Annotated in this window: 19 protein-coding genes; 11 read left to right on the top strand and 8 right to left on the bottom strand. The window is 66.8% G+C overall.

Features of this window, described 5'->3' with window-relative positions:
* Nucleotides 1-77: 77 nt before the first annotated feature.
* Entirely contained in the window at nucleotides 78-770 is a 693-nt protein-coding gene (locus G0D83_RS08440; RefSeq protein WP_159099561.1) for a hypothetical protein, read from the bottom strand.
* 654 nt (nucleotides 771-1,424) lie between these two features.
* On the opposite strand from G0D83_RS08440, the gene G0D83_RS08435 reads away from it, so the two are divergent.
* On the top strand, nucleotides 1,425-3,962 hold the full coding sequence (locus tag G0D83_RS08435) for a penicillin-binding protein 1A (protein ID WP_108967557.1): 2,538 nt from the start codon (nucleotides 1,425-1,427) through the stop codon (nucleotides 3,960-3,962).
* Nucleotides 3,963-4,185: 223 nt separating this feature from the next.
* Here the strand turns inward: G0D83_RS08435 and G0D83_RS08430 are convergent, their stop codons facing one another.
* The 3 genes from G0D83_RS08430 to G0D83_RS08420 all read right to left on the bottom strand — a co-directional run bounded on the left by G0D83_RS08430 (nucleotide 4,186) and on the right by G0D83_RS08420 (nucleotide 8,187).
* Nucleotides 4,186-5,166, bottom strand: a complete 981-nt coding sequence (locus tag G0D83_RS08430) for an ABC transporter permease (RefSeq protein ID WP_108964998.1) — start codon at nucleotides 5,164-5,166, stop codon at nucleotides 4,186-4,188.
* Entirely contained in the window at nucleotides 5,159-6,196 is a 1,038-nt protein-coding gene (locus tag G0D83_RS08425) for an ABC transporter permease (RefSeq protein WP_164192002.1), read from the bottom strand. The genes G0D83_RS08430 and G0D83_RS08425 overlap by 8 nt, the downstream gene beginning before the upstream one ends.
* 281 nt (nucleotides 6,197-6,477) lie before the next feature.
* A complete protein-coding gene (locus G0D83_RS08420) occupies nucleotides 6,478-8,187 on the bottom strand; it encodes a peptide ABC transporter substrate-binding protein (protein WP_164191999.1) in 1,710 nt (569 codons plus the stop codon).
* 238 nt (nucleotides 8,188-8,425) lie between these two features.
* On the opposite strand from G0D83_RS08420, the gene G0D83_RS08415 reads away from it, so the two are divergent.
* From G0D83_RS08415 to G0D83_RS08380, 8 genes are all read left to right on the top strand, one after another.
* A complete protein-coding gene (locus G0D83_RS08415; RefSeq protein WP_108965001.1) occupies nucleotides 8,426-10,246 on the top strand; it encodes an ABC transporter ATP-binding protein in 1,821 nt (606 codons plus the stop codon).
* Between the two features lie 151 nt (nucleotides 10,247-10,397).
* Nucleotides 10,398-11,222 carry a septum site-determining protein MinC gene (gene minC, locus G0D83_RS08410; protein ID WP_164191996.1) on the top strand — a complete coding sequence of 275 codons (825 nt, stop codon included), beginning with the start codon at nucleotides 10,398-10,400 and terminating at the stop codon, nucleotides 11,220-11,222.
* Nucleotides 11,223-11,247: 25 nt separating this feature from the next.
* Nucleotides 11,248-12,066 carry a septum site-determining protein MinD gene (gene minD / locus G0D83_RS08405; RefSeq protein WP_095882785.1) on the top strand — a complete coding sequence of 273 codons (819 nt, stop codon included), beginning with the start codon at nucleotides 11,248-11,250 and terminating at the stop codon, nucleotides 12,064-12,066.
* Nucleotides 12,063-12,362: a cell division topological specificity factor MinE gene (gene minE / locus G0D83_RS08400; protein ID WP_108965003.1), complete on the top strand. Its 300-nt coding sequence runs from the start codon at nucleotides 12,063-12,065 to the stop codon at nucleotides 12,360-12,362. Before minD ends, minE begins: the two co-directional genes overlap by 4 nt.
* 205 nt (nucleotides 12,363-12,567) lie before the next feature.
* On the top strand, nucleotides 12,568-13,842 hold the full coding sequence (locus G0D83_RS08395) for an Hsp70 family protein (protein WP_164191993.1): 1,275 nt from the start codon (nucleotides 12,568-12,570) through the stop codon (nucleotides 13,840-13,842).
* Between the two features lie 117 nt (nucleotides 13,843-13,959).
* Nucleotides 13,960-15,126 carry an acetylornithine deacetylase gene (gene argE, locus G0D83_RS08390; protein WP_164191989.1) on the top strand — a complete coding sequence of 389 codons (1,167 nt, stop codon included), beginning with the start codon at nucleotides 13,960-13,962 and terminating at the stop codon, nucleotides 15,124-15,126.
* Nucleotides 15,123-16,472, top strand: coding sequence for an FAD-binding oxidoreductase (locus G0D83_RS08385; protein WP_164191986.1), 1,350 nt, complete (start codon nucleotides 15,123-15,125; stop codon nucleotides 16,470-16,472). Before argE ends, G0D83_RS08385 begins: the two co-directional genes overlap by 4 nt.
* Nucleotides 16,473-16,608: 136 nt before the next feature.
* Nucleotides 16,609-17,772 carry a M20 aminoacylase family protein gene (locus G0D83_RS08380; protein WP_164191982.1) on the top strand — a complete coding sequence of 388 codons (1,164 nt, stop codon included), beginning with the start codon at nucleotides 16,609-16,611 and terminating at the stop codon, nucleotides 17,770-17,772.
* A 150-nt stretch (nucleotides 17,773-17,922) separates the two neighbouring features.
* Here G0D83_RS08380 and G0D83_RS08375 read toward each other — a convergent pair whose 3' ends face one another.
* From G0D83_RS08375 to G0D83_RS08360, 4 genes are all read right to left on the bottom strand, one after another.
* Nucleotides 17,923-18,087 (bottom strand): hypothetical protein, encoded by a 165-nt coding sequence (locus G0D83_RS08375; protein WP_159099562.1) that lies wholly within the window; start codon nucleotides 18,085-18,087, stop codon nucleotides 17,923-17,925.
* A gap of 64 nt (nucleotides 18,088-18,151) precedes the next feature.
* Nucleotides 18,152-19,195: an ABC transporter substrate-binding protein gene (locus G0D83_RS08370; protein ID WP_164191978.1), complete on the bottom strand. Its 1,044-nt coding sequence runs from the start codon at nucleotides 19,193-19,195 to the stop codon at nucleotides 18,152-18,154.
* The gene (locus G0D83_RS08365; RefSeq protein WP_164191960.1) at nucleotides 19,192-20,661 is read right to left on the bottom strand and encodes a sensor histidine kinase; all 1,470 of its coding nucleotides are present in this window, start codon (nucleotides 20,659-20,661) and stop codon (nucleotides 19,192-19,194) included. Before G0D83_RS08365 ends, G0D83_RS08370 begins: the two co-directional genes overlap by 4 nt.
* Entirely contained in the window at nucleotides 20,654-21,325 is a 672-nt protein-coding gene (locus tag G0D83_RS08360; protein WP_164191958.1) for a response regulator transcription factor, read from the bottom strand. Before G0D83_RS08360 ends, G0D83_RS08365 begins: the two co-directional genes overlap by 8 nt.
* A 205-nt stretch (nucleotides 21,326-21,530) precedes the next feature.
* Here G0D83_RS08360 and G0D83_RS08355 point away from each other — a divergent pair, with 205 nt between their 5' ends.
* Together G0D83_RS08355 and G0D83_RS08350 are read left to right on the top strand one after the other, a co-directional pair.
* Entirely contained in the window at nucleotides 21,531-22,520 is a 990-nt protein-coding gene (locus G0D83_RS08355; RefSeq protein ID WP_164191955.1) for a tripartite tricarboxylate transporter substrate binding protein, read from the top strand.
* Nucleotides 22,521-22,609: 89 nt separating this feature from the next.
* Entirely contained in the window at nucleotides 22,610-23,041 is a 432-nt protein-coding gene (locus tag G0D83_RS08350; RefSeq protein WP_164191952.1) for a tripartite tricarboxylate transporter TctB family protein, read from the top strand.
* The last annotated feature ends 6 nt before the right edge of the window (nucleotides 23,042-23,047 follow it).

Here is a 23,047-nt window from a genome sequence, read left to right as displayed (position 1 = left end):
CCAAGGCCTCGGCGACACAGACGCACGGGGACGCGGCAGGATAAACTCCGCCGCGTCCCCTCAGCTTGGGCGCCGTTTCAGCCGATGGCCAGCATCGCGTCGATCGACGAACCGGAATAGGTGTCCTCGATCGCCAGCACGCCGGCGTAGACATCCGCCAGGGTGTCCTCTGCGTTGGCCTTCACGTCGAAGTCTGCCGTGGCCACGTTGCCGTCGGCCACGCTTTGGTAGCTGTTCACGGTATAGGTCGAATGAGGTGTGACCATGATAGGTCGGCCGTTGTCGAGGAAGGCGAAATCCACGGCAATGACCTTCGTCGTCGTTGTCTCCCAGTTCCGTCCGGTCGTCGTCACCGTCCGGCTGAAGACGAAGTCCGCGCCGTCCACGTCGCAATAGGCGTCCGTCAGCGCAAATTCCGCCCCGCCTTCTGCCGCCGCTCTGAAGGTCGACGAGGCCACCGCGAAGGACGCATTGTCGGTGTCCGTCAGTTTGGCACGCAGGTCCGCTGAGGCGATGGTATGTTCGCCGACGGCCTCCGCGCTGCCTCCGAGTTCCATATCGATGGCCGTTTCTACCGGCCTATCATTGTCGTGATCCTGATGGTGGTGACGATCTGAAATTCGATCGTTGCGATCAGTCAGGCGCTCTATACGGTCCGCGAGCCGATCCAGCATATCAATCGCCCGATCGATAACTCGATCAGACCAATCACTTTTATTGAGCATTTTACCGATGCTGGAAATCTGCGCGGAAATAAGTCTCGACAGCATAAGGCTACCTCCGCCGTTGGTGTCAATTTGTCTGTGGCTTATGCGGGAATAGTGGCACCTTTTCAGGAGTAATCACATACTCCCTCTGATAGAGAGTTGGTGATCCGATGGTGCGCCGACAAGTATATGAATATTAGAGAGAAGTTCCTTCGGATAATGCCTTTGCGCTGATCATGCATTTCGGTTGCCGGGCGGCTTTATCCTTTGGTGTCTCTCGGGGTCCGGAATCATGCCCCGTGGTATCGAAGGACATAGGGTACAACTCGCGCATGTCCCTTGATCCTATCTTTCGATAGAAATTTGCGCCCCCTGTGTGCCTGAATATCCTTCGCGTTCCCCAAAAAGGTCAATATCACTGGAGTCGGTGCAACCATGCAATTTCGATATGCCGCCTTGCGGGAAAGAGGCGAGTCCAAGGGCGTGGGCGCAGGTGATGCGGCGCGCAGCCGTGCCCGGTGTCTGGCGCATCTGTGCGGTGCAACGGCAGTGCCTGAGGTCTTGCCGAGCAGGCAGGCCATCCAACGCGGTCATGGGCCGGAAGCTCTGACGCAGGGGCAGCGGGCTCGCGCTCGTCATCGCCCCAGTGGCACCTATGTGTTTTGACCTGAAGTCCAACGCAGTATAATGGGTCTGCAATCCAAAGAGGCATTGCTCGTGATCAGGTTCATCTTCTCCTTCTTCGGGGCCATCTTCAGCGTCATCACCCTCGGGCTGATGGCGATCGCGCTGTCCATCGGCGCGATCTTCTGGATCTATGGCCGCGACCTGCCGAGCCATGAGAGCCTGGCGCAATACACCCCGCCCACGATCAGCCGGATCTATTCGACCGAGGGCAAGATCATCGACGAGTTCGCGCAGGAGCGGCGGCTCTTCACCCCAGCGGACCAGATCCCCGACATGGTGAAGCAGGCCTTCATTTCCGCCGAGGACAAGAACTTCTACGAGCACCATGGCTACGACGTGCGCGGCATCGCCGCCGCCGTGGTCGACGCGGTACGTACCCGCGGCCGCGACGTGCGCGGCGCCTCGACCATCACCCAGCAGGTGATGAAGAACTTCCTGCTCTCGGGCGACCGAAAGATCGAGCGCAAGATCAAGGAGATTATCCTCGCCTCGCGGCTCGAGGAAACCCTGAGCAAGGACAAGATCCTAGAGCTCTACCTGAACGAGATCTTCCTCGGCCAGAACTCCTACGGCGTGACCGCGGCGGCGCAGACCTATTTCAACAAGAGCCTGTCGGAGCTCGCCCCGCACGAGGCGGCGACGCTGGCCTCGATGCCCAAGGCGCCGTCGGATTACCACCCGGTGCGGAACATGCAGCGCCTTCTCGACCGCCGCAACTACGTGCTGCGCGAGATGCGCGAGAATGGCTATATCGACGAGGCCACCTTCGAGACCGAGGTGGCCCAGCCGCTGCGCTCGGTGCAGAACGGCGATTTCGAGCCCTACCAGCATTCGCTGCCGCCGCGCGACTATTTCACCGACGAGATCCGCCGTCAGCTGACCTCTGAGTTCGGAGAGGGCGAATTCTTCTCCGGTGGCCTGTCGGTCCGTGCGACGCTCGATCCCGAGATGCAGGTCGAGGCGGCCAAGTCGCTGCGCGTCGCGCTCGAAGATTACGACCGTAGCCTGGGCCGCTGGCGCGGCACCGGCAAGACCATCGCCGAAGAGCAGCTCGGCTCGGAAGCGGACTGGCGCGCGGCACTCGCGTCCGTTGCCGTGGCGCGCGACATCGATCTCGACAGCCAATGGTATCCGGCCGTGGTGCTTGAGGTGGGCGAGCAGCAGATGCGGCTCGGCATCGAAGGGGTCGAGGACACCGCCGAGCGTCCGACCGTGGTGCCCCGCAATGACATCAGCTGGGCCAAGGGCAGCTTCGCCGACAACTTCGAGCGAGGCGACGTGGTGCATGTGCGTGCGATGACCGACGACAAGACCGGCGAGTTCATTCGCTGGACGCTGCGCCAGGTGCCGCGCGTGCAGGGGGCCTTCATGGCGATGGACGTGAACACCGGCCGGGTGATCGCCATGCAGGGCGGCTTCAGCTACCAGGACTCGGTGTTCAACCGCGCCACCCAGGCGCTGCGTCAGCCCGGTTCGAGCTTCAAGCCCTTCGTCTATGCGGCGGCGTTGGACTCTGGCTACTCGCCCTCCACGATCATCATCGACGCGCCGATCGAGATCGACACGCCGCAGGGCGTCTGGCGGCCCAAGAACGCGTCCAACACCTACTATGGCCCGACGCCGCTGCGGACCGGGATCGAACAGTCGCGCAACCTGATGACCATCCGCCTCGCGCAGGAAATCGGCATGAACACGGTCGCCGATTACGCCGAGAAGTTCGGCGTCTACGACAACATGGGCCGGGTTCTGGCCAATGCGCTCGGCGCGGACGAGACCACGCTCTACAAGATGATTTCGGCCTATGCGATGTTTGCCAACGGCGGCGAGCGGGTCGAGCCGACGCTGGTCGACCGGGTGCAGGACCGCTATGGCCGCACGGTCTACAACCACGAGTACCAGAAGGGCAACGAGCGCAGCTGCCTCGACTGCGCCGATCCCAACTTGCCGCCGGGCCGCGGGCCGGACATCCGCAACAACCGCGACCGGATCATGGACGCGGTGACCGCCTACCAGCTGACCTCGATGATGCAGGGCGTTGTACAGCGCGGCACCGCGTCGCGCACGGTGAACCTGCCGGTGCCCACCGCCGGCAAGACCGGCACCACCAATGACGCCAAGGATGTCTGGATGCTTGGCTTCACCTCGAACATTGTGGCCGGCTGCTACATCGGCTACGACACGCCGCGCCCGCTGGGCCGCGGCGCATCGGGCGGCGGCATGTGCGGGCCGGTGTTCAACCGGTTCATGCTGAAAGCGGTCGAGAAATACGGCGGCGGCCAGTTCAAGGTGCCGCCCGCCTGCAACTTCCTCAAGATGGACCGCTTCACCGGCGCGCGGCTGGGGCCGGACGCTTCGGGCGAGAATGTCGTCGCCGAATGCTTCCGCTCGGGCGAGGAGCCGCTCTTCGGCATCCAGCTCGACGGCGGATGGGCGATGTCCGGCAATTTCGACATGATCCAGCCCGACGGCTCGACCCGCCCGCGCGAGGTCACCACGTCGACCGGGCGCAAGGCGACGGTGGGTCCGAAGGCCTCCTTTGGCACGCTGAGTTCGGGCGGTCTTTACTGATCAGGGAAGAGGAGGGGGGCCGCCCCCCTCTCTTTGCCTGCAGGCACTTCAGCTCCGGGATATCTGTGCCGGGAACAAGGCGGGCCTTCCGCGCGCGCTGTGGATTCTTCTCTCTTCAAATACTCAAGGCACGGCCCCTTGCCCGGCGCAGGGCTGGCGCGCGGCATGAAAAAGGGCGGGGGCTTGCGCCTCCCGCCCTGTGCGGTTTCAGTGGATGTCTGGCTCAGCGGCCCCGGATGCGTGGGTCCAGAGCGTCGCGCAGCCCGTCGCCGAGGTAGTTCACCCCGAGCACGGTGAGCGAGATGGCGATGCCCGGCAGGATCACCCGCTCGGGGAAGTCTTCCATCCGCGCGACCGCGTCGGCCAGCATCTTGCCCCAGGTCGGGAAGTCCGAGGGAAAGCCCACCCCGAGGAACGACAGGGCGCTCTCGGTGATGATCGCCGTGGCAAGGCCCAGCGTTGCCGAGACCATGATCGGCGACAGCACGTTGGGCAACAGGTGGCGCTTGATGATCTGGAACGGCTTGGTGCCGATCGAGCGCGCCGCCAGCACGAACTCGCGTTCCTTGAGTGCCAGCACGTCGCCGCGCACGATGCGCGCCGTGGGCATCCACGAGGTGATGCCGACCACGGTGACGATGAGGATGAACATGCCGCCCTCGGGTCCGAAGTTGGCGCGCAGCGGCTGGCGGAACAGCGTCACCGCGACCAGCAGCAGCGGCAGGATAGGCAGGCTCAGGAAGAGATCGGTCAGACGCATGAGCGGCCCGTCGAGCTTCCTGAAATAGCCCGCGAGCACGCCGATGCCGGCCCCGATCACCAGCGACAGGATCATCGCCGCCCAGCCCACCGCCATCGAGGCGCGCCCGCCGGCGATCAGCTGCGAAAGGTTGTCACGGCCCAGCTGGTCGCTGCCCAGCGGATGCGCCCAGCTCACCTTGGCGGTGCTGTCCCAGAGCGCGGTGTAGATCGGCCGCATGTCCTTGGCGCGGATGTCCAGCGCCTGCGGATCGAGCGTCCAGAGATAGGGGCCGACCAGCACGCCGAGGGTGATGAAGATCAGGAAGAAGGCCCCGATCATCGCGCCCTTGTGCTTGCGGAACTGGGCCCAGACGTCTTTCCACTTGGAGCGCGGCGGCTTGTCGGGGCCCTTGTCGCGCAGGGCCTCGATCGGGGCGGGGGAGGCGGGAACGGGTTCAGTCATAGCGGATCCTCGGGTCGAGAAGGCCGTAGAGGATGTCGGCGATCAGGTTGAAGACAACGATCAGCACGGCGAAGATGAAGGTCAGTGTCATCACCATCGGCAGATCGTTCGCGAAGAGCGCGGTGATCAGCAGCTGGCCGATGCCGTTCACCTTGAACACGTTCTCGGTGATGATCGCCCCGCCGAAGATCGCCGGCACGCCGAGCGCGATCACGGTGATCACCGGGATCATCGAGTTGCGCAGCACGTGGATCATGACGACCACGGCCTCGGACAGGCCCTTGGCGCGGGCGGTGCGGACGTAGTCCTGATTGAGGTTGTCGAGCATCGAGGCGCGCATGTAGCGCGAGAGCTGCGCGGTGGTCTGCAGCGCCAGCACCATCACCGGCATGATCATCTGCATCAACTGGACCTTGAAGCTCGCCCAGTCATTCACCACGTGGGTGGTGTCATAGATCGACGGGAACCAGCCGAGGTAGACCGAGAAGATCACGATCAGCAGCGGACCGGTGAAGAACGGCGGGATCGAGAAGCCGACCATGGTGATGAACGTGCCGGCCTGGTCGAAGACCGAATACTGCCGGTAGGCCGAGTAGATGCCGATGGGCAGGGCGATCAGCACGCCGACGATGTAGCTCAGGCCGACGACCCAGAGCGTCTGCGGGATGCGCTGCAGCACGATGTCCATCACCGGCGAGCGGGTCTGCCAGGAGATCACCCGCAGCTCGCCGTTGTAGAGATGCGTGTCGGGCAGCCAGCCGAGCAGCCAGCTGTCGCGGGTCAGCCAGTCGATGAAGACCTTGGGCTCGATCCAGAAGACCTGCACCAGCCATTTCCAGTATTGCACCAGCGCGGGCTCGCCGACGCCAAGCGCCTCGCGCATCTTCTGCTTCACTTCGGGCGGTACGGTCAGCGGCACCTGCGCCATGGGATCGCCCGGCGCCAATTGCAGCAGCATGAAGATCACGAAGCTGATGAAGAGCAGCGTCGGGATCGAAAGGACGAGGCGGCGGATTGCATAGGTCAGCATGGGCGGACCTCGCGGGCGGGGGCGCTGGGGCGGCGGCGCTGCGAAAGCAGCGGCAGCGTCCGGCACCGGTCATGGATGCGGGCTGTGTGCGTCATGAATTCCGTGTCTTTGTTGTGGGGCCCGTGCGGCGGCAGCGGCTGTCGCCGTTTGGCGCAGGCGGCTGGGAAAGGGAACCGGCCGCGCGGGCCGAGGTCGGGGTTCCGGAGAGGTGAGGTCACGGGCAGACCTTCCGAAAAGGGGCACGCCCCCGCGCGGGGCGCGGGGGCGTGCGTGTCACAGGGTCAGCCTTCGGTACGGTACCAGTCGGCCGCGTTCCACAGCTCGCTGTCCCAGGTGTTCAGGATGACACCGCCGAGCGTGTTGGAATGCGCCGAGACGCGGCCACGGTCCACGAGGGGAACGATCGTCATCGTTTCCTTGGTGATGATGTCGTTCAGCTTCTTGGCGATCTCGCCGCGCTTGCTCAGCTCGCCGGTCTTGGCCAGCTCGTCGAGGAGCGCGTCATATTCTTCGTTGCAGAAGCGGTTGATGTTCTCGCCCTGCCACTGCGAGGACGGCTTCGGCTCGTTGCCGCAGCGGTACATCTGCAGGTAGGACTGCGGGTCGGTGCCGTCGAAGTTGTTCGCGTACATCTCGACGTCGGCGTAGAACTTCTGGAAGGTGTCGGGCGAGCCCGGGTCACCGCCGAAGAACACCGAAGAGTCGACGTTGCGCAGTTCGGTCTCGACGCCGATCTGGCGCCACCAATCCTTGATCAGGGCCTGGAAGTCCTGACGCACGGCGTTGGTCGAGCTCTGGTAGAGCAGGCTCAGCTTCATGCCGTCCTTCTCGCGGATGCCGTCGCCGTCGCTGTCGGTCCAGCCGGCTTCCTCGAGCAGCGCCTTGGCGCCTTCGAGATCCTGGGTAAGGCACTCGGTGTTGTCCGACGCGTAGAGCTCGGGCGCGGGCACGAGGTTGCAGGTCGCGCGGCCGGCCTGGCCGTAGCCGATCTCGGTCAGCAGTTCGCGGTCGATCGCCATCGACAGGGCCTTGCGGACCTTGAAGTCAGACAGGATCGGGTGCGGATGCGCCACGGTCGAACGCTCGCCCTCGGGCAGGTTCGGCGAGGGGTCGGTCATGTTCATCTCGAGCCGCTCGACCAGGGTGCCGAAGGCCGAGACCGGGGTGCCCTGGCCGCCTTCTGCCATCGAGGCGAGGACGTCGGGCGCCAGCTGCAGGTTCCAGGCGTAGTCGAACTCGCCGGTCTGCAGGACCGCGCGGGCCGCGGATTCCGCATCGCCGCCGCCTTTCAGCGTGGCGGTCGCGAAGGCGGGCTTCGCCGGGTCACGGTAGTTCGGGTTCGCCGAGAGCGAGATCACGTCATTCGGCTTGAACTCGTCGACCACGAAGGGGCCGGTGCCGATCGGGTTGAAGTTGGCCTCGGTGCAGGTCGATGCCGCCGCGCCTACGCAGTTCTCGAACTGCGCCTTTTGCAGGATCGGGGACTGGCCGCCCATGAAGGGGCCGTAGGGGTTCGGCATGGCCTCGTCGAAGTTCACCACGACGGTCAGATCGTCAGGGGTGTCGATCGACGCGATGTGGTCGAACTTGGCGAGCTGCGCGCAGCCGCCCTCGGGGTTCATGCAGTAGTCGGCGGTGAATTTCACGTCCGCCGAGGTCACCGGCGAGCCGTCGGACCACACCAGGCCCTCTTTCAGCTTCCAGGTGATCGACTTCAGGTCTTCGGACACGCCGCCGTTCTCGACGGTGGGGATCTCTTTGGCGAGGAAGGGAACCAGGGCCCCGGTCTCGGTGTAGCGGCCCAGCGGTTCGAGCACGAGCGAGGAGGCTTCGATGTCCTTGGTGCCGCTCGACAGGTAGGGCGTCATGATCGACGGTGCCTGCCAGTAGATGATGTTCACGTGCCCGTCCGAGCCGCGCTCCGCCATGGCGGCGGCGGGGGCCAGCACAAAGCTGGCGGCGGCCCCGAGCAGTAGGGTCTTCGTTTTCATAGGTCACTCCCTGTTATCGACCTAAGACCGGTTGGTCTCTTCTTTGTATCAGCGGGAAAATGACGTCGGTGCGGCCTTTTGTGGCCAGGCATTCAGATCGCTCCCATCCCGCTTGGGCGTCATCGAAGCAGAACACGCGCAAAATGCAAGCATTGCCTTTGGGTCACTCCGTGCTTGGGTTTGACAGTTTGTCGAAGCTGCCTTTAGCGTTTGCACTGATACAGACGGAGAGGCCGACATGCTGGACAACCCCATCGCGCGGATCGAAAGCCTGCGCGTAGAATTCGAGACAAAAGACGGCCCTGTGGCCGGTGTCGAGGATGTGAGCTTCGATATCGGGCCGGGCGAAACCGTCTGCGTCGTGGGGGAATCCGGCTCTGGCAAGTCGGTCAGCTCGCTCTCCTTGATGCGCCTGATCGAGTTCGGCGGCGGAGAAATCGCCAAGGGCCGCCTAATTTTTGATCGCAAGGACGGCGGCGAGACGGATCTGGCGAAGGCCTCCCAGGACGTCATGCGCGACATCCGCGGCAACGAGATCGGGATGATCTTCCAAGAGCCGATGACCGCGCTCAATCCCGTCTTCACCGTCGAGCGCCAGCTCACCGAAGGTCTGCGCGTGCACCGCGGCATGACCAAGGACGAGGCGAAGGCCCGGGCTCTCGAGTTGATGCAACAGGTGCGCATCCCCGAGCCCGAGCGTCGGCTGAAGCAATATCCGCACGAGCTCTCGGGCGGGATGCGCCAGCGCGTGGTGATCGCCATGGCCATGGCCTGCAAGCCGCGCCTGCTGATCGCCGACGAGCCGACCACCGCACTCGACGTGACCATCCAGGCCGAGATCCTTGCGCTGATGGACCGCCTCAAGCGCGAGACCGGCACCTCGGTGATGTTCATCACCCACGACATGGCGGTGGTGGCGCAGATGGCCGACCGCGTTGTGGTGATGTTCCGTGGCAGGAAGGTCGAGGAGGGCACGGTCGAGGAGATCTTCGAGCGCCCGCAGCACCCCTACACCCAGGCGCTGCTCGCCGCGGTGCCGAAGCTGGGGGAGATGCGCGGCAAGGCGCTGCCCGAGCCGATGCGCCTGCTGGGCCGCGAGCAGGACGAGATCAAGCCGATCCCCGGCACCGAGCAGCCTCTTCTGACCGTCGAGGGGCTGACCACGCGCTTCCCGGTCAAGGGCGGCTTCTTCCGCCAGACCGTGTCGAACGTCCACGCGGTCGAGGATGTCAGCTTCACCGTCAACAAGGGCCAGACCCTCAGCCTCGTCGGCGAGTCAGGCTGCGGCAAGTCCACCTGCGGGCGCTCGATCCTGCGGCTTGTCGAGCCGTTGAAGGGCAGGGTCGTTCTGGACGGCGTCGACGTGATGGGGCTCGGCCCGAACATGCTGCGGGATGCGCGGCGCGAGATGCAGATGATCTTCCAGGATCCCTTTGCCTCGCTGAACCCCCAGATGAACCTCGCCGACCAAGTGGCCGAGCCGATGCGCAATTTCGGCTCGCACAAGGGCAAGGAGATGATGGACCGCGTGGCCATGCTCTTCGATCGGGTCGAGCTGCCGCGCAGCTTCATGCGCCGCTTCCCGCACGAGCTGTCCGGCGGCCAGCGCCAGCGCATCGCCATTGCCCGCGCGCTTGCGCTCAACCCCAAGCTCATCGTCGCGGACGAGGCCGTCTCGGCGCTCGACGTTTCGGTGCAGGCGCAGGTGGTCAACCTGATGATGGAACTGCAGGCCGAACTGGGCCTGTCCTATCTCTTCATCAGCCACGACATGGCGGTGGTCGAGCGGGTCAGCCACAAGGTGGGGGTCATGTACCTTGGCCGGATCGTCGAGATCGGCCCGCGCGCGGCGGTTTTCGAGAACCCGCAGCACCCCTATACCAAGGCGCTGATGTCGGCGGTTCCGATCGCCGATCCGCGCCGCCGCAAGTCCGAGAAGGACCTCAATTTCAAGCCCATCCCATCGCCCATTCACCCGGTCGGATACGAGCCGGAGCCGAACGTGTACCAAGAGGTCGGGCCGGATCATTTCGTGCTTACTTCGGCGTCCGGCTACTAAGGGTTGTAGTCTCGTCACGGCATTTCTCTGCCGATGACGAGAAAATTAGGGCTTGGAGGTGGATCCCCGGACGTGGGATGATTATGCACGATGCAACGAAGCACAGACACGAATCTGTGCCAGGCCCGAGAGCAGAAGGCTAAGAACAAGCGTGCAGACAGACGTCGCCAGCGGCAACATCGATGGTGTCGGGACGACACTGAAACCCTTCCAGTTCCGGGGGCGGTTCCTGACCGCGCTCGCCCTGCGCCTCAGCACGGCCCCGGACGCCCGCTTCTACGAGATGCTGGCCGACCGGCTGGAGAAAACCCCGAACTTCTTCACCGACGCGCCGGTCATCATCGACCTCGAGCAATCCCAGGCCGAAGTGACCCCCGAGGCGCTGACCGAGCTGGTCGGCGACCTGCGCCGCCGCGAGCTTGCGGTCTTCGGCCTGCAGGGCGGGGATGAGGCGCTGCGCGCCGCCGCCGCCGGGCTGGGGCTGATCACGGTGACCGGCGGGCGCGATGCGCCGCTGCGCGGGGCGCTGCCGAGCTCCGAGCAGAAGCGCCCGAGCCGGGTGTTCCCCGAGCGGGCGCCCGCGCCTGAGACGCAGACAGCACCCGCACCGCAGCCCGAACCGGCGCCGATCCCGCAGCGCGTCGCGCCGGAGAACAAGATCGTCACCATGCCGGTGCGCTCGGGGCAGACGGTGATCGCCGACAAGGGCGATCTGACCGTGGTCGGCCCGGTGAGCTCGGGGGCCGAACTCTTCGCCGCCGGCAACATCCACGTCTACGGGCGCATGCGCGGCCGCGCCTTCGCCGGTATCGACGGCGATGAGAACGCCCGGATCTTCTGCCAGTCGCTCGACGCCGAGTTGCTGGCGATCGCCGGTCTCTACCGGACCTCGGACAGCCTCGGCGCCGATGTCCGCCACAAGATGGTGCAGATTTACCTCGAGGACGAGCGGCTGATCGTCGCGCCGTTCGGATAACCTCGGCATTCAACAGGAGCCGCCAGTGAGCAAAGTAATCGTTGTGACCTCGGGCAAGGGTGGCGTGGGCAAGACCACGTCCTCGGCTGCCATCAGCGCCGGTCTCGCATCGCGCGGGCACCGCACCGTCGTGATCGACTTCGACGTGGGTCTGCGCAACCTCGACATGATCATGGGCTGCGAGCGCCGGGTCGTGTTCGATTTCATCAACGTGATCCAGGGCGACGCCAAGCTGAACCAGGCGCTGATCCGCGACCGCCGGCTCGACAACCTCTACGTGCTGCCGACCTCGCAGACGCGCGACAAGGACGCGCTCACGCAGGAAGGCGTCGAGAAGGTGCTGAACGAGCTCCGCGAGGAATTCGACTACATCATCTGCGACAGCCCGGCGGGCATCGAGCGCGGCGCGCAACTGGCCATGTACTACGCCGACGAGGCCGTGGTCGTGACCAACCCCGAGGTCTCCTCGGTGCGCGACAGCGACCGGATGCTCGGCCTGCTGAGCTCGAAGACCGCCCGCGCCGAGCGCGGCGAGGAAGACCAGATCAAGAGCCACCTGCTGCTCACCCGCTTCGACCCGAAACGCTCGGGCGACGGCGAGATGATGTCGGTCGAGGACGTGCTGGAAATCCTCGCGATCCCGCTGCTCGGCGTGATCCCGGAAAGCCCCGCGGTCCTGCGCGCCTCGAACGTCGGCGTGCCGGTGATCCTCAACGAGAAGTCCCGCGCCGCCACCGCCTACGAGGAAGCCGTCGCGCGCCTCGATGGCGAGGACATCCCGATGAAGATCGAAGGCGAGAAGGTCCCGGGCCTGATGTCACGTCTCTTCGGGAGGAGCGCATGAATCTTTTCGGGTTCACCTTCAACCGCAAGCCCAAGTCCTCGGTCCAGGCCAAGGAGCGTCTGCAGATCCTTCTCGCGCATGAGCGCGGGTCGGGTCCCAGCGCCGATTTCTTGCCGCTGCTGCAGCGCGACATCGTCGAGGCGATCAAGCGCTACGTGCAGGTGAGTGACGATGCCGTTGGAATCCGCATGGATTCCATCGGCGACGTCTCCAGTCTCGAAATCAACATCGAGCTGCCCGCGGACCAGAAAGAGGCCGCCAAGGCCTCTGACAAGAAGGCCGCGGCGAAGGGCTGATCCCCCTCGCCGCAAGGCCGCCGAGAGCAGGCGCGTCCGGTCGTTCTCGCCGAGCGGTCCCAACGTCCCTCGGGAACGCCGCCACCATCCGCTGTGCGGCCTCCGCCAAGATTTAATTGCCCAGAAGAAGGGGCGGGCGTTTCGGCCTTGCCCCAGGTTTGCGTTTTCGGTAGCCGGGCGGCTTTCCATCCTCGGGGAGCATGTCATGGCTGATGCGGACTATTCGGGCGGCGACTGCCTGGCTGTCGATTTCGGAACCTCCAACTCGGCGGCGGGGATCGTCGAGCGCGGTGCGGTGCGCCTGCTGGAGATCGAGACCGGGGCCGAGACCCTGCCCACCGCTGTGTTCTTTCCCGAAGAGGGCGGCATGCGCATTGGCGCGGCGGCCTCGGAGGCGCTGATCGCCGGCGAGGAAGGGCGCTACATGCGCGCGCTGAAAAGCGTGCTCGGCACCACGCTCTTTCACGAAAAGCGACTGATCGGCGGGACGCGCCGCACGCTGGCGGACATCGTCACGGCGTTTCTTGCCGAGATGAAGACGCGGGCCGAGGCGCAGTCCGGGCGCCGCTTCACCCGCGCGCTCTCGGGGCGGCCGGTGCATTTCCACACCAGCGATGCAGAGCGTGACGCGCGGGCCGAGCAAGACCTGCGCGGATGTTATCTCGCGGCGGGCTTCGAGAGCGTCGACATGATGTTCGAGCCGGAGGCGGCAGCGCTGGCGAGCCGCATCGCCGAGGGCACCGGCGGTATCGGGCTCATCGTCGACATCGGCGGCGGCACCTCGGACTTCACCGTCTTCCGCAGCGAGGGCGACGGCATCGCCATCACCGCCAGCCATGGCATCCGCCTCGGCGGCACGGATTTTGACCATGCGGTCTCCATGCGCCACGCCATGCCGCTGCTGGGTCTCGGGGGCGAACTGCGGCGCGACTTCGGCGAGGGGCTTCTGCCGGTGCCGAATGCGCTCTACGTTGATCTCTCGACCTGGGCGAAGATCCCCTTCCTCTACAACCGCGACACCGAACGGGCAGTGGCCGACATGCTGCGCCACGCAGTCGAGCCACAAGCCATGAAACGCCTGCAGACGGTGATCACCGACGAGCTCGGGCACGAGCTGGCCTTCGCCGTGGAGCGCGGCAAGATCGAGGCCAACTCCGGTACGGCAGGCGCGCAGATCGCCATGGGAATGATCGAGCCGGGGCTCGGAGCGCGGGTCACGCCGGGCACGCTCAACGCGGCGCTTTCCGAGGCGCGAGAGGCGCTGCGCATAGCGATCTACGAGACGCTGATGCTGGCGCAGGTCTCGCCCGCGCAGGTGGACAGCGTGGTTCTCGTCGGGGGCTCGAGCCTGATGGCGCTGGTCGAGGGCGAAGCGCGGGCGGTGTGCCCGGGCGCCGCGCTGCGCCGCTCCGAGGCTTTCACAGCAGTGGTCGACGGGCTGGCCTGGGCCGCGTCGGGCCGGGGCGTCGCGCGCGGCTGAGGAACGGGCAATCGCGTCCTTTCTCGGCGCGAATACCGGGGCTTGGGCCCCGCTCCCCCTTGTGATCGGAACCAAGGCGCGTTTAGGTCTGCCGCAAAGACAGACCAAGGACGCCCCATGACTTCCCGGCTATCCCCGCGCGCGCTTCTCGAGAAGCTCGTTTCCTTTCCCACCGTGAGCAGCGGAACCAACCTCGATCTCATCGACTGGACCCAGGCGTATCTTGCCAGCCACGGCATCGAGAGCCACCGCCACGCCAAGCCCTCCGAGCCCGAGTTGAAGGCGGCGCTCTTTGCCCATGTCGGCCCCGAGGCCGAGGGCGGCGTGGTGCTGTCGGGGCACACGGACGTGGTGCCGGTCGAGGGGCAGGACTGGAGCTCGGATCCGTTCACGCTCACCGAGCGGGAGGGGCGGCTTTACGGGCGCGGCTCGACGGACATGAAGGCATTCGACGCTCTGGCGATCTGGGCGCTGGTCGAGGCACGGCACCGGGGCGTGACGCGGCCGCTGCAGCTGGCGTTCAGTTATGACGAGGAGATCGGCTGCGAGGGGGCGATCGATCTCGTGGCGGCGATGCAGGGGGTGGTGCCGAAAGCCAGCGCCGTGATCGTGGGCGAGCCGACCATGCTGAAGCCGGTGACTGGCCACAAGGGCGGCATCAGCTTCGAGGTGCATGTTCACGGCGTCGAGGTGCACAGCTCGATTCTCGAGACCGGCGTCTCGGCCATCATGTGGGGTGCCAAGCTCATCGACTGGTGCAACGCGGTCAACGCGGAGAACGCGGCTGGCGAGCCGGGGCCAGTGGCGGCGCTCTTCACCCCGCCCTACACCAACGTGCACGTCGGGCAGATCCGCGGCGGCACGGCGCAGAACATCACCGCCAAGGACTGCTGGTTCCCGCTTGGCTTCCGCGTGGTGCCGGGGGAGGACCCGGCCTATTGGAAAGGGCGGCTGCTGGACAAGGTCGCCGAACTGAACGCGGAAATGCAGAAGGTGCGCCCCGAGGCCTGGATCGAGGTCCGCGATGCCTTCCACCTGCCGCCCTTCGCCCCGACCGCGGACAACCGCGCCGAGGAGATGGTGCGACAGATCACCGGCGACAATGCCAAGCGCCACGTCAGCTACGGCACCGAGGCCAGCCATTTCCAGAACGGCGGCTACGACGTGGTGGTTTGCGGACCGGGCGACATCGGCATCGCGCACCAGCCGGACGAATATATCGAGGTCTCTCAGCTGGAGGCCGGGCAGGCCTTCATGGAGCGCCTGCTGGAGCGGTTGGCATGAGCGTGGTCTTCCCGTTTCGCGACGAAGGCCCCGTCGCCCACGAGGGCGCGCTGCCCGAGGCCGCCGATCTGGTGGTCATCGGCGGCGGTGTCATCGGCACCTGTACGGCGCTTTTTGCCAACCGTGCCGGGCTGAAGGTGGTGCTGTTGGAAAAGGGCCGCATCGCCGCCGAGCAGAGCTCGCGCAACTGGGGCTGGATCCGGGTGCAGGGCCGAGACATGGCCGAGATCCCGATTGCGCTCGAGGCGCAGGACCTCTGGCAGGAGCTGGATGCGCTCTGCGAGGGACGGCTCGGCATCCGCACTGTGGGCGTCGGCTACCTCGCCAAGAGCCGCGCCGAGATGGAGAATTTTGCCGGCTGGCTTGAGCAGGCCAAGCCGCTCGGCGTCAGCTCCGAGTTGCTGGATGCTGAGCAGACCAAGGCGCAAATCGGGGCCACGGACAGCCCTTGGGTCGGTATGTTGCACACGCCCACCGACATGAAGGGCGAGCCTTGGCAGGCGGTGCCCGAGCTGGCGCGGCTGGCGGCCTCGGAAGGGGTCATCGTGCGCGAGCGCTGCGCGGTGCGCGGGCTCGAGCGGAGCGGCGGACAGATCACCGGCGTGGTCACCGAGGCGGGGACGGTGCGCTGCGAGCAGGCGGTGCTTGCGGGCGGGGCCTGGTCGGGGCTGTTTCTCAAGCGTCACGGCATGTCGATCCCGCAACTCTCGGTGCGCTCGACGGCCATGGCCACCGCGCCGCTGCCGCAGGTGGTCAACAAGGCGGCGGTGGATGACGTGCTGGCCTTCCGGCCGCGCGCCGATGGCGGCTACACGCTGGCGCCCTCGGCCTTTTCCGAGCTCTTCGTCGGTCCCGACGCGCTGCGCCACGCGCGCCCCTACCTTGCGCTGGCCCGGCAGGGCAGCTTCGACGTGCACTTCCGGGCCAAGGCGCCGGCGGGCTATCCGGACGCCTGGGGCACGCCGCGCAGCTGGCGCGACGACGAGCAAAGCCCCTTCGAGCGGATGCGCATCCTCTCGCCTGAACCCAACGCGGGCAAGGTTGCCGCGACCCGCGCGCAGTTTGCGCAGCACTTCCCAGAGATGGGCGAGGTGCCGCTGCAGGCGAGCTGGGCGGGGATGATCGACGTCATGCCGGACGTGGTGCCGGTCGTCGATAACGTGGCGCAGATCCCCGGGCTGATCGTGGCCACGGGCATGTGCGGCCACGGCTTCGGCATCGGGCCGGGCTTCGGGCGGGTTGTCGCGGACATGGCGCAGGGCAGGGACCCGGGCCATGACCTGACGCGCTTCCGCCTGTCGCGCTTCTCGGACGGCAGCAAGCTGGTGCCCGGGCCGAACCTCTGACCGGCGGGGCGGGGCGCTGAACAAGACGGCGGCGCGCGCTGTTTTCCCTAGGGTCACGCCCGGCTCCGCTTGCCACGCCGCGACGCCGGTGGCAGGCTCCGCGCGAAATATGATCAAACAACAGGGACGCACTTCGATGCCCGTCAAGAACCGTTTCGCCGAGCTTCAGTCCGAGATCACCGACTGGCGCCGCGACCTCCACGAGAACCCCGAGATCCTCTTCGAGACCCACCGCACCTCGGCGCTGGTTGCCGAGAAGCTGCGCGCCTTCGGCTGCGACGAGGTGGTCGAGGGGATCGGCCGCACCGGCGTGGTGGGGGTGATCAAGGGCAAGAGCGACGCCTCGGGCAAGGTCATCGGTCTGCGCGCCGACATGGACGCGCTGCCGATCCTCGAGGACACGGGGCTCGACTATGCCTCGAAGACCCCGGGCGCGATGCACGCCTGCGGCCACGACGGCCACACCGCGATGCTGCTCGGCGCCGCCAAGTACCTTGCCGAGACACGCAATTTCGACGGCACCGCCGTGGTGATCTTCCAGCCCGCCGAAGAGGGTGGCGGCGGCGGCAAGGAGATGTGCGACGACGGCATGATGGACCGCTGGAACATCCAGGAGGTCTACGGCATGCACAACTGGCCCGGCGTGCCCGTGGGACAGTTCGCCATCCGCCCCGGCGCTTTCTTTGCCGCGACCGACGTCTTCGAGGTCACCATCGAGGGCAAGGGCGGTCACGCCGCCAAACCGCATGAGACGATCGATCCCACAGTCGCCTCGGCGCAGATCGTCACCGCCCTGCAGACCATTGCTGCGCGGAATGCCAACCCGGTGACCGAGATCGTCGTGTCGGTGACCAGCTTCGAGACCTCCTCGAAGGCCTTCAACGTGATCCCGCAGAAGGTCACGCTGCGCGGCACGGTGCGGACGCTGGCGCCCGAGAACCGCGATCTTGCCGAAACCCGCATCACCGAGATCTGCACCGGCATGGCCGCGGCGCTCGGCTGCGTGGCCACGGTGGATTACACCCGCAATTACCCGGTCATGGTCAACTCCGAGGAGCAGACCGAATTCGCCGCCGATGTGGCGCGCGCGGTCTCGGGCGATTGCGCGGATGCGCCGCTGGTCATGGGCGGCGAGGATTTCGCCTTCATGCTCGAAGAGCGGCCGGGCGCCTATATCCTCGTCGGCAACGGCGACACGGCGGCGGTGCACCATCCCAAGTACAACTTCAACGACGAGGCCATCCCGGCTGGCTGCTCGTGGTGGGCGGAAATCATCGAACGGCGGATGCCGGCGGCCTGATCGCACTGCAGGGGCGGTTTCGGCCGCCCCGCGCTTGTACCCAAGCGCGAAAAAGGGCGAACTCCGACCCCGTGCACGGCACGGACTGCCCCGGGATACCTTGGCTTAGAAGAATTGGAGGCCTCGGCGCGCCGCCTGTCGGGGCGCGGCTCAGAGTGGCTTGCCGGTCACCGACATGCCGCGGGAGAGATAGCCGCAGGCCTCGTTGATGCCCGCCGAGCAGGCCACCGAGAGCACCTCTGCCTCGGTTGGTTGTCTCGCGGCGCAGGCCGCCAGCGCCAGCAGCGCGGCGCCGAAGATGGCATGTCGCATCATGGCCCTGTCCTTGTTTGATCCATCAAGCCCGACTGCGGGCTGCATTGCAAGCGCCTGTGGTACCTCATCCCGCATCCGCCGAAAAGGCCTCGTCCCACAGCCGGAACAGCCGCTCGCGCGTGCTGCGGTCGAGCGCCAGAAGCAGCGGCGGCGAAAGCGCGATCAAGCGCCGGGCGCTTGGCAGCAGGCTGGTCTCGGAGGGATCGGTGGCGGCGACCAGCCCGAGATCGGCCAGCATTCCCTGCGCCTCAGGTGACAGCAGGAAATCGAGCAGCCGCTGCGCTGCCTCGGGGTGGGGGGCGCCCTTGGGAATCATGTAGGCGCGGGACATCATCAGCGTGTAATCCTCGGGCAGGATGATGCCGACGTTGGGTGCGGCGCGGGCCTCGGCGTAGGAGCCGAGCACGTTGTAGGCGATGTAGTAGCGCCCCTCCGAGACCCCGTCGATGATCGACAGCGAGCAGCAGGTGGCGATCGCCCCGATCCGCGAGAAACCCTCGAGCATGGCGCCGAATGTGGTGGCCTCGAGGCTGTCGGCATGGGCGAAGAGATAGCCAAGGCCGGAATCCTCGATGTCGTAGGTGGCGATGCGGCTGCGCAGCAGCTCGGGCTTCTTGCGCATCAAATCGAGCAGGGCGAAGCGGGTGCGCGGAACGTCTTCGGCCGAGAGCGCCTCGGTGTTGTAGATGATCACCGCCGGTTCCTCGGTGATCCCCCAGAGCTCGTCGCGCCAGCGCCGCTCGGCGGGCAGGGCGGTGGTGGCCGGTGAGCGGTAGGGATGGGCGCAGGCGGCGTTGACCAGCGCGAGCATGTGGTGCGCGCCCGACGAGAGCAGCGCGTCGGCGGGGGCGGCGCGCCCGGCGCAGGCGGCGCGGCTGCCGGCGTAGAGGTTGTTCGAGCCCCATTGCTCGTACCGCAGCGACAGGTCCGGGTTCAGCTCGGCGAAACGTGCGATCACCGGCTCGATGATGTCGATGTCGGTGGTCGAGCGCAGGGTGAGCTCGGTGGCGCCTTTGCCGAAACTCTCCACCCGCTCCTGCGCGGAGCCGATGCAGGGCAGGGCAAGCCCGAGGGCGAGCACCAGCAATGGCAGCAGGCGGGTCTTCATTCGGGCGCGTCCTCTTGCGGGGCGGCGGGCAGCAGCAGCGCGATGCGAAAGCCGCCGCCGGGGTATTCAAGCGCGATCCGTCCGCCGAAGGCCGCCGCCACCGAGGCGACGATGGCAAGGCCCAGCCCGGCGCTGTCTTCGTGAGAGGCGGTGCTGCGCTCGAAGCGCTGGCCGAGGCGGGCGGCAATTTCGGGCGCGGGACCGGCGCCTGCGTCCCTGACCCAGAGCGCCGCCTCGGTGCCGCGGAGCTCGGCGCCGATTGCGATGGGCGAGGCGCCGTGCTTCAGCGCGTTGACCAGCAGGTTCTTGGCGGCCTCTCCGACCGAGAAGGCATCGGCCCGGACCATCACCGGCTCCTCGCCGATCTCGAGCCGCAGCTCGGCTTCGGGCGCCAGCAGCTCGTGATCGCCGCGCTCGACCACCTCCAGCGCCACCTCGCGCAGGTCGAGCGGCGCGCGCGGGACGCTTTCGCTGCGATGGCTGACGAGGGCGCGCGACAGCAGCTGGTCGAGCAGCGATCCCAGCGAGCGGGTGCGGGTCAGCAGCCGGCTCAGCGCGCGGGCGCGCAGCGCGTCGTCGGGCTGGTCCTGCATCGCCTCGGCCTGCACCCGGATCGCCGCGACAGGGGTGCGCAGCTGGTGGGCGGCGTCCGAGATCAGGTGGCGCATGCCTTCCATCTGCCGGTCGAGACGGCCCATGAAGCGGTTCATCGCCTCGAGCATCACCGTCAGCTCGCGCGGCAGACCATCGGTGGGCACGGGGGTCAGGTCGTAGGGGTCGCGCGCCGCAAGATCCTCGGACATCGCCTCGAGCGGGCGCAGCGCCGAGCGGGTGACCAGCCAGGACATGACCAAGAGCGCGAGCCCCGCCAGCAGCATCGGCAGCACGGTGTCGAGCGTCAGCCCGAGGGCCATCGCCTGCCGCGCGCGCAGGGTCTGCCCAACGGTGACCGAGATGCTGCCCGAGAAGTCGCGCTCGGCGAAGCGGCGGGTGACCCGGACGAAACGGGCGGGTTCGCCGTTGAGCCGGGCGTCGAAGAACTCGGGGCCGGAGCTGGCGCCGCCGCGGCGGGCGGGGGGCGCGATGTCGGTCTCGTCGAGCCCGGTGATCAGCGTGTTGCCGGGGCCGCGTACGGCGTAGTGGATGCGGTCCTCCGGCGCCTGCGCCAAGAGCTCGAAGGCCGAGACCGGCAGGTCGACGATGGGCCGCCCGGACTGGATGTGGATCGAGCCGGCGATGTCCCGCGCCGCGCCCAGCAGGATGCGGTCGTAGGATTGCCGTGCCGCCAGCCGGCCGTTGTAGAGCGTCGCGCCCGCCACCAGCAACCCGCCGGCCAGAAGGATCAGCAACACCGCCTTGAGCACCCGCGAGGCCAGGCTGGGCGGAAGGCTGGGTGTCTGACTGGCTGGCACCTTGGGCGGCACCCTGGGCGGGCCGCTGGCGGAGGGGGGCGCAGGTTCAGCCATCAAGGTCGATCCGGTAGCCGATGCCGCGCTGGGTGGCGATGCCGACAGGGCTGCCCGCAAGTTTTTTGCGCAGCCGCGCAATGTAAAGCTCGATGGCGTTCACCCCGACGTCCGCGTCGCCAAAACCGTAGAGGGAATCATAGAGCCGCGCCTTGCCCAGGTATTGGCCCTGGTGGCGCAGGAAGACGCCAAGCAGCGCCGCCTCGCGGGCGGTCAGCTCGAGTCGCTTGCCGTCGAGGGTGGCGCTCTGCCCGGCGGGCGAGAAGGAGAGCGGGCCGAGCACGATCTCGGCGCCCTTCTGGTCGGCCTCGCGGCGGATCAGCGCCCGCAGCCGTGCCTCGAGCTCGCGCTGGTCGAAGGGCTTGCCAAGATAGTCGTCGGCGCCGAGGTCGAGGGCGCTCACCCGGTCGTCCACCGACACCAGCGCGGTCAGCATCAGCACCGGCGTGCGGGCCCCCGAGGCGCGCAGCTCGCGCAGGAAGCGCAGGCCAGAGCCGTCGGGCAGGTTGATGTCGAGCACGAGCGCGTCATAGGCCTGCACCGCGAGGAAATCGCGCGCCGCCTCGAGACAGTCTGCGACGTCGCAGACGATGCCCGACTGCGCCAGTCGCGCGGCGACGCCTTCCGCCAGATCGCTCGCGTCCTCGACCATCAGCACACGCATGAGACTCGTCCCTCCCCTCGGCCCCGGGCTGGTTGACGACGCGTCCACATGCGCGGGAGGGCATCTGACAGGTTCGTGACAGCTTCGTGGCTTAGATACACGTCTTAACCCGCAACCGGGGAGGCTGCAAAGCGCAGTCAGGTTCCGCGGGGAGAAGACGGCGCCGGCGCGTATCGGTTCGGCGGCCGACAATGAGGAGGATACCATGTTTATCAATGCAACCCGCGGCCTGATTGCCGCGACCGTTCTCGGCGTCTCGGCTCTTGCCGCCCAGGCTCAGGACTTCACCCCCGAGAACCCCGAGTGCATCGCGCCCGCCAACCCCGGCGGCGGCTGGGACTTCACCTGCCGCCAGGTCGGCAAGGAGCTTCAGGATCTCGGGCTGATCGGCAAGACCATGCAGGTCGTCAACCTCGCCGGTGGCGGCGGCGGCGTGGCCTTTGCCGAGGTGGTCAACAAGCGCGCGGACGACAATGACCTGATCGTCGCGGCCAGCTCGGCCACCGCAACCCGCCTGGCGCAGGGCGCCTACCCGGGCAACACCACCGACCAGGTGCGCTGGCTGGCCTCGATCGGCGCCGACTACGGCGTGATCGCGGTCTCGGCGGACAGCGAGATCGAGACGCTGCCGCAGCTGCTCGACAAGATCAAGACGGACCCGCGCTCGATCTCCGTGGCCGGCGGCTCGGCCGTGGGCGGCTGGGACCACCTGAAAGTGCTGATCGCGGCCTCGGCCTATGGCATCGAGGACGTGCGCACGGTCAAATACGTCGCCTTCGACGGCGGCGGCGAGGCGGTGACCCAGCTGCTCGCGGGCTCGGTGCAGGCCTTCACCGGCGACGCCTCGGAAGCCAAGGGCTTTGTCGACTCGGGGGACATCCGGGTCATCGCAGTGCTCGCACCCGAGCGTCTCGAAGGCGATTTCGCCGACTTCCCGACTGCCAAGGAGCAGGGCGTCGACGCTATCGGTGCGAACTGGCGCGGTTTCTACGCGCCGGGCGGCATGAGCGACGCGGCCTATGACGCCTGGGTCAAGAAGATCGGCAAGCTCTACGCGTCGGACGAGTGGAAGGAAATCATGGCCAACAACGGTCTTGCGCCGCTCGACCTTCAGGGCGCGGACTTCGAGCAGTTCGTCCAGAACAGCGTGAGCGAGATCCAGGACATCTCGCGCGAGATCGGCATCATCAAGTGATCTGATCCCACGCGCGCACCGGCGGGCCCCTGTCACTCCGGGGGCCTGCCGGACATATCTACCCTTCCACGCAAATTTCGGGGGACACCATGAGTGACCGCATCTTCGGCCTTTTCGGCCTGGCGCTCGCCATCTTCTTCGCCTGGGCCGCGCTGCAGATCGAGGAGAGCTTCCTCTCTGACGAGGTCGGACCCAAGGCCTTCCCGCTGATCATCGCCGCCATCCTCGGCTTGTCGTCGATCGTCATCGCGCTCCGGCCCGACGCTGATCCCGAGTGGCCCTCCCTGGGACGGCTCGTCGAGATCCTCGCGGCGGTCGTCGTGATGATCCTCTATGCCGAATTCCTGCCCATCGCGGGCTTCGTCACCGCCACCGCCGTGGCATCGGCTTATCTCACCTGGCGCCTCGGCAGCCCGGTGCTGTCGTCGCTGCTGATCGGCGTGCTGACCTCGGTCGGCATCTACGTGGTCTTCCATCTGCTGCTGGGCCTGTCGCTTGCCCGCGGCCCGCTGGGTTTCTGAGGAGGA

Origin of the sequence: Salipiger sp. PrR003 (assembly GCF_010500785.1) — a bacterium.
In the GTDB taxonomy this organism is placed as follows: domain Bacteria; phylum Pseudomonadota; class Alphaproteobacteria; order Rhodobacterales; family Rhodobacteraceae; genus Salipiger; species Salipiger pacificus_A.
This window is presented reverse-complemented; position numbering and strand designations above follow the sequence as displayed.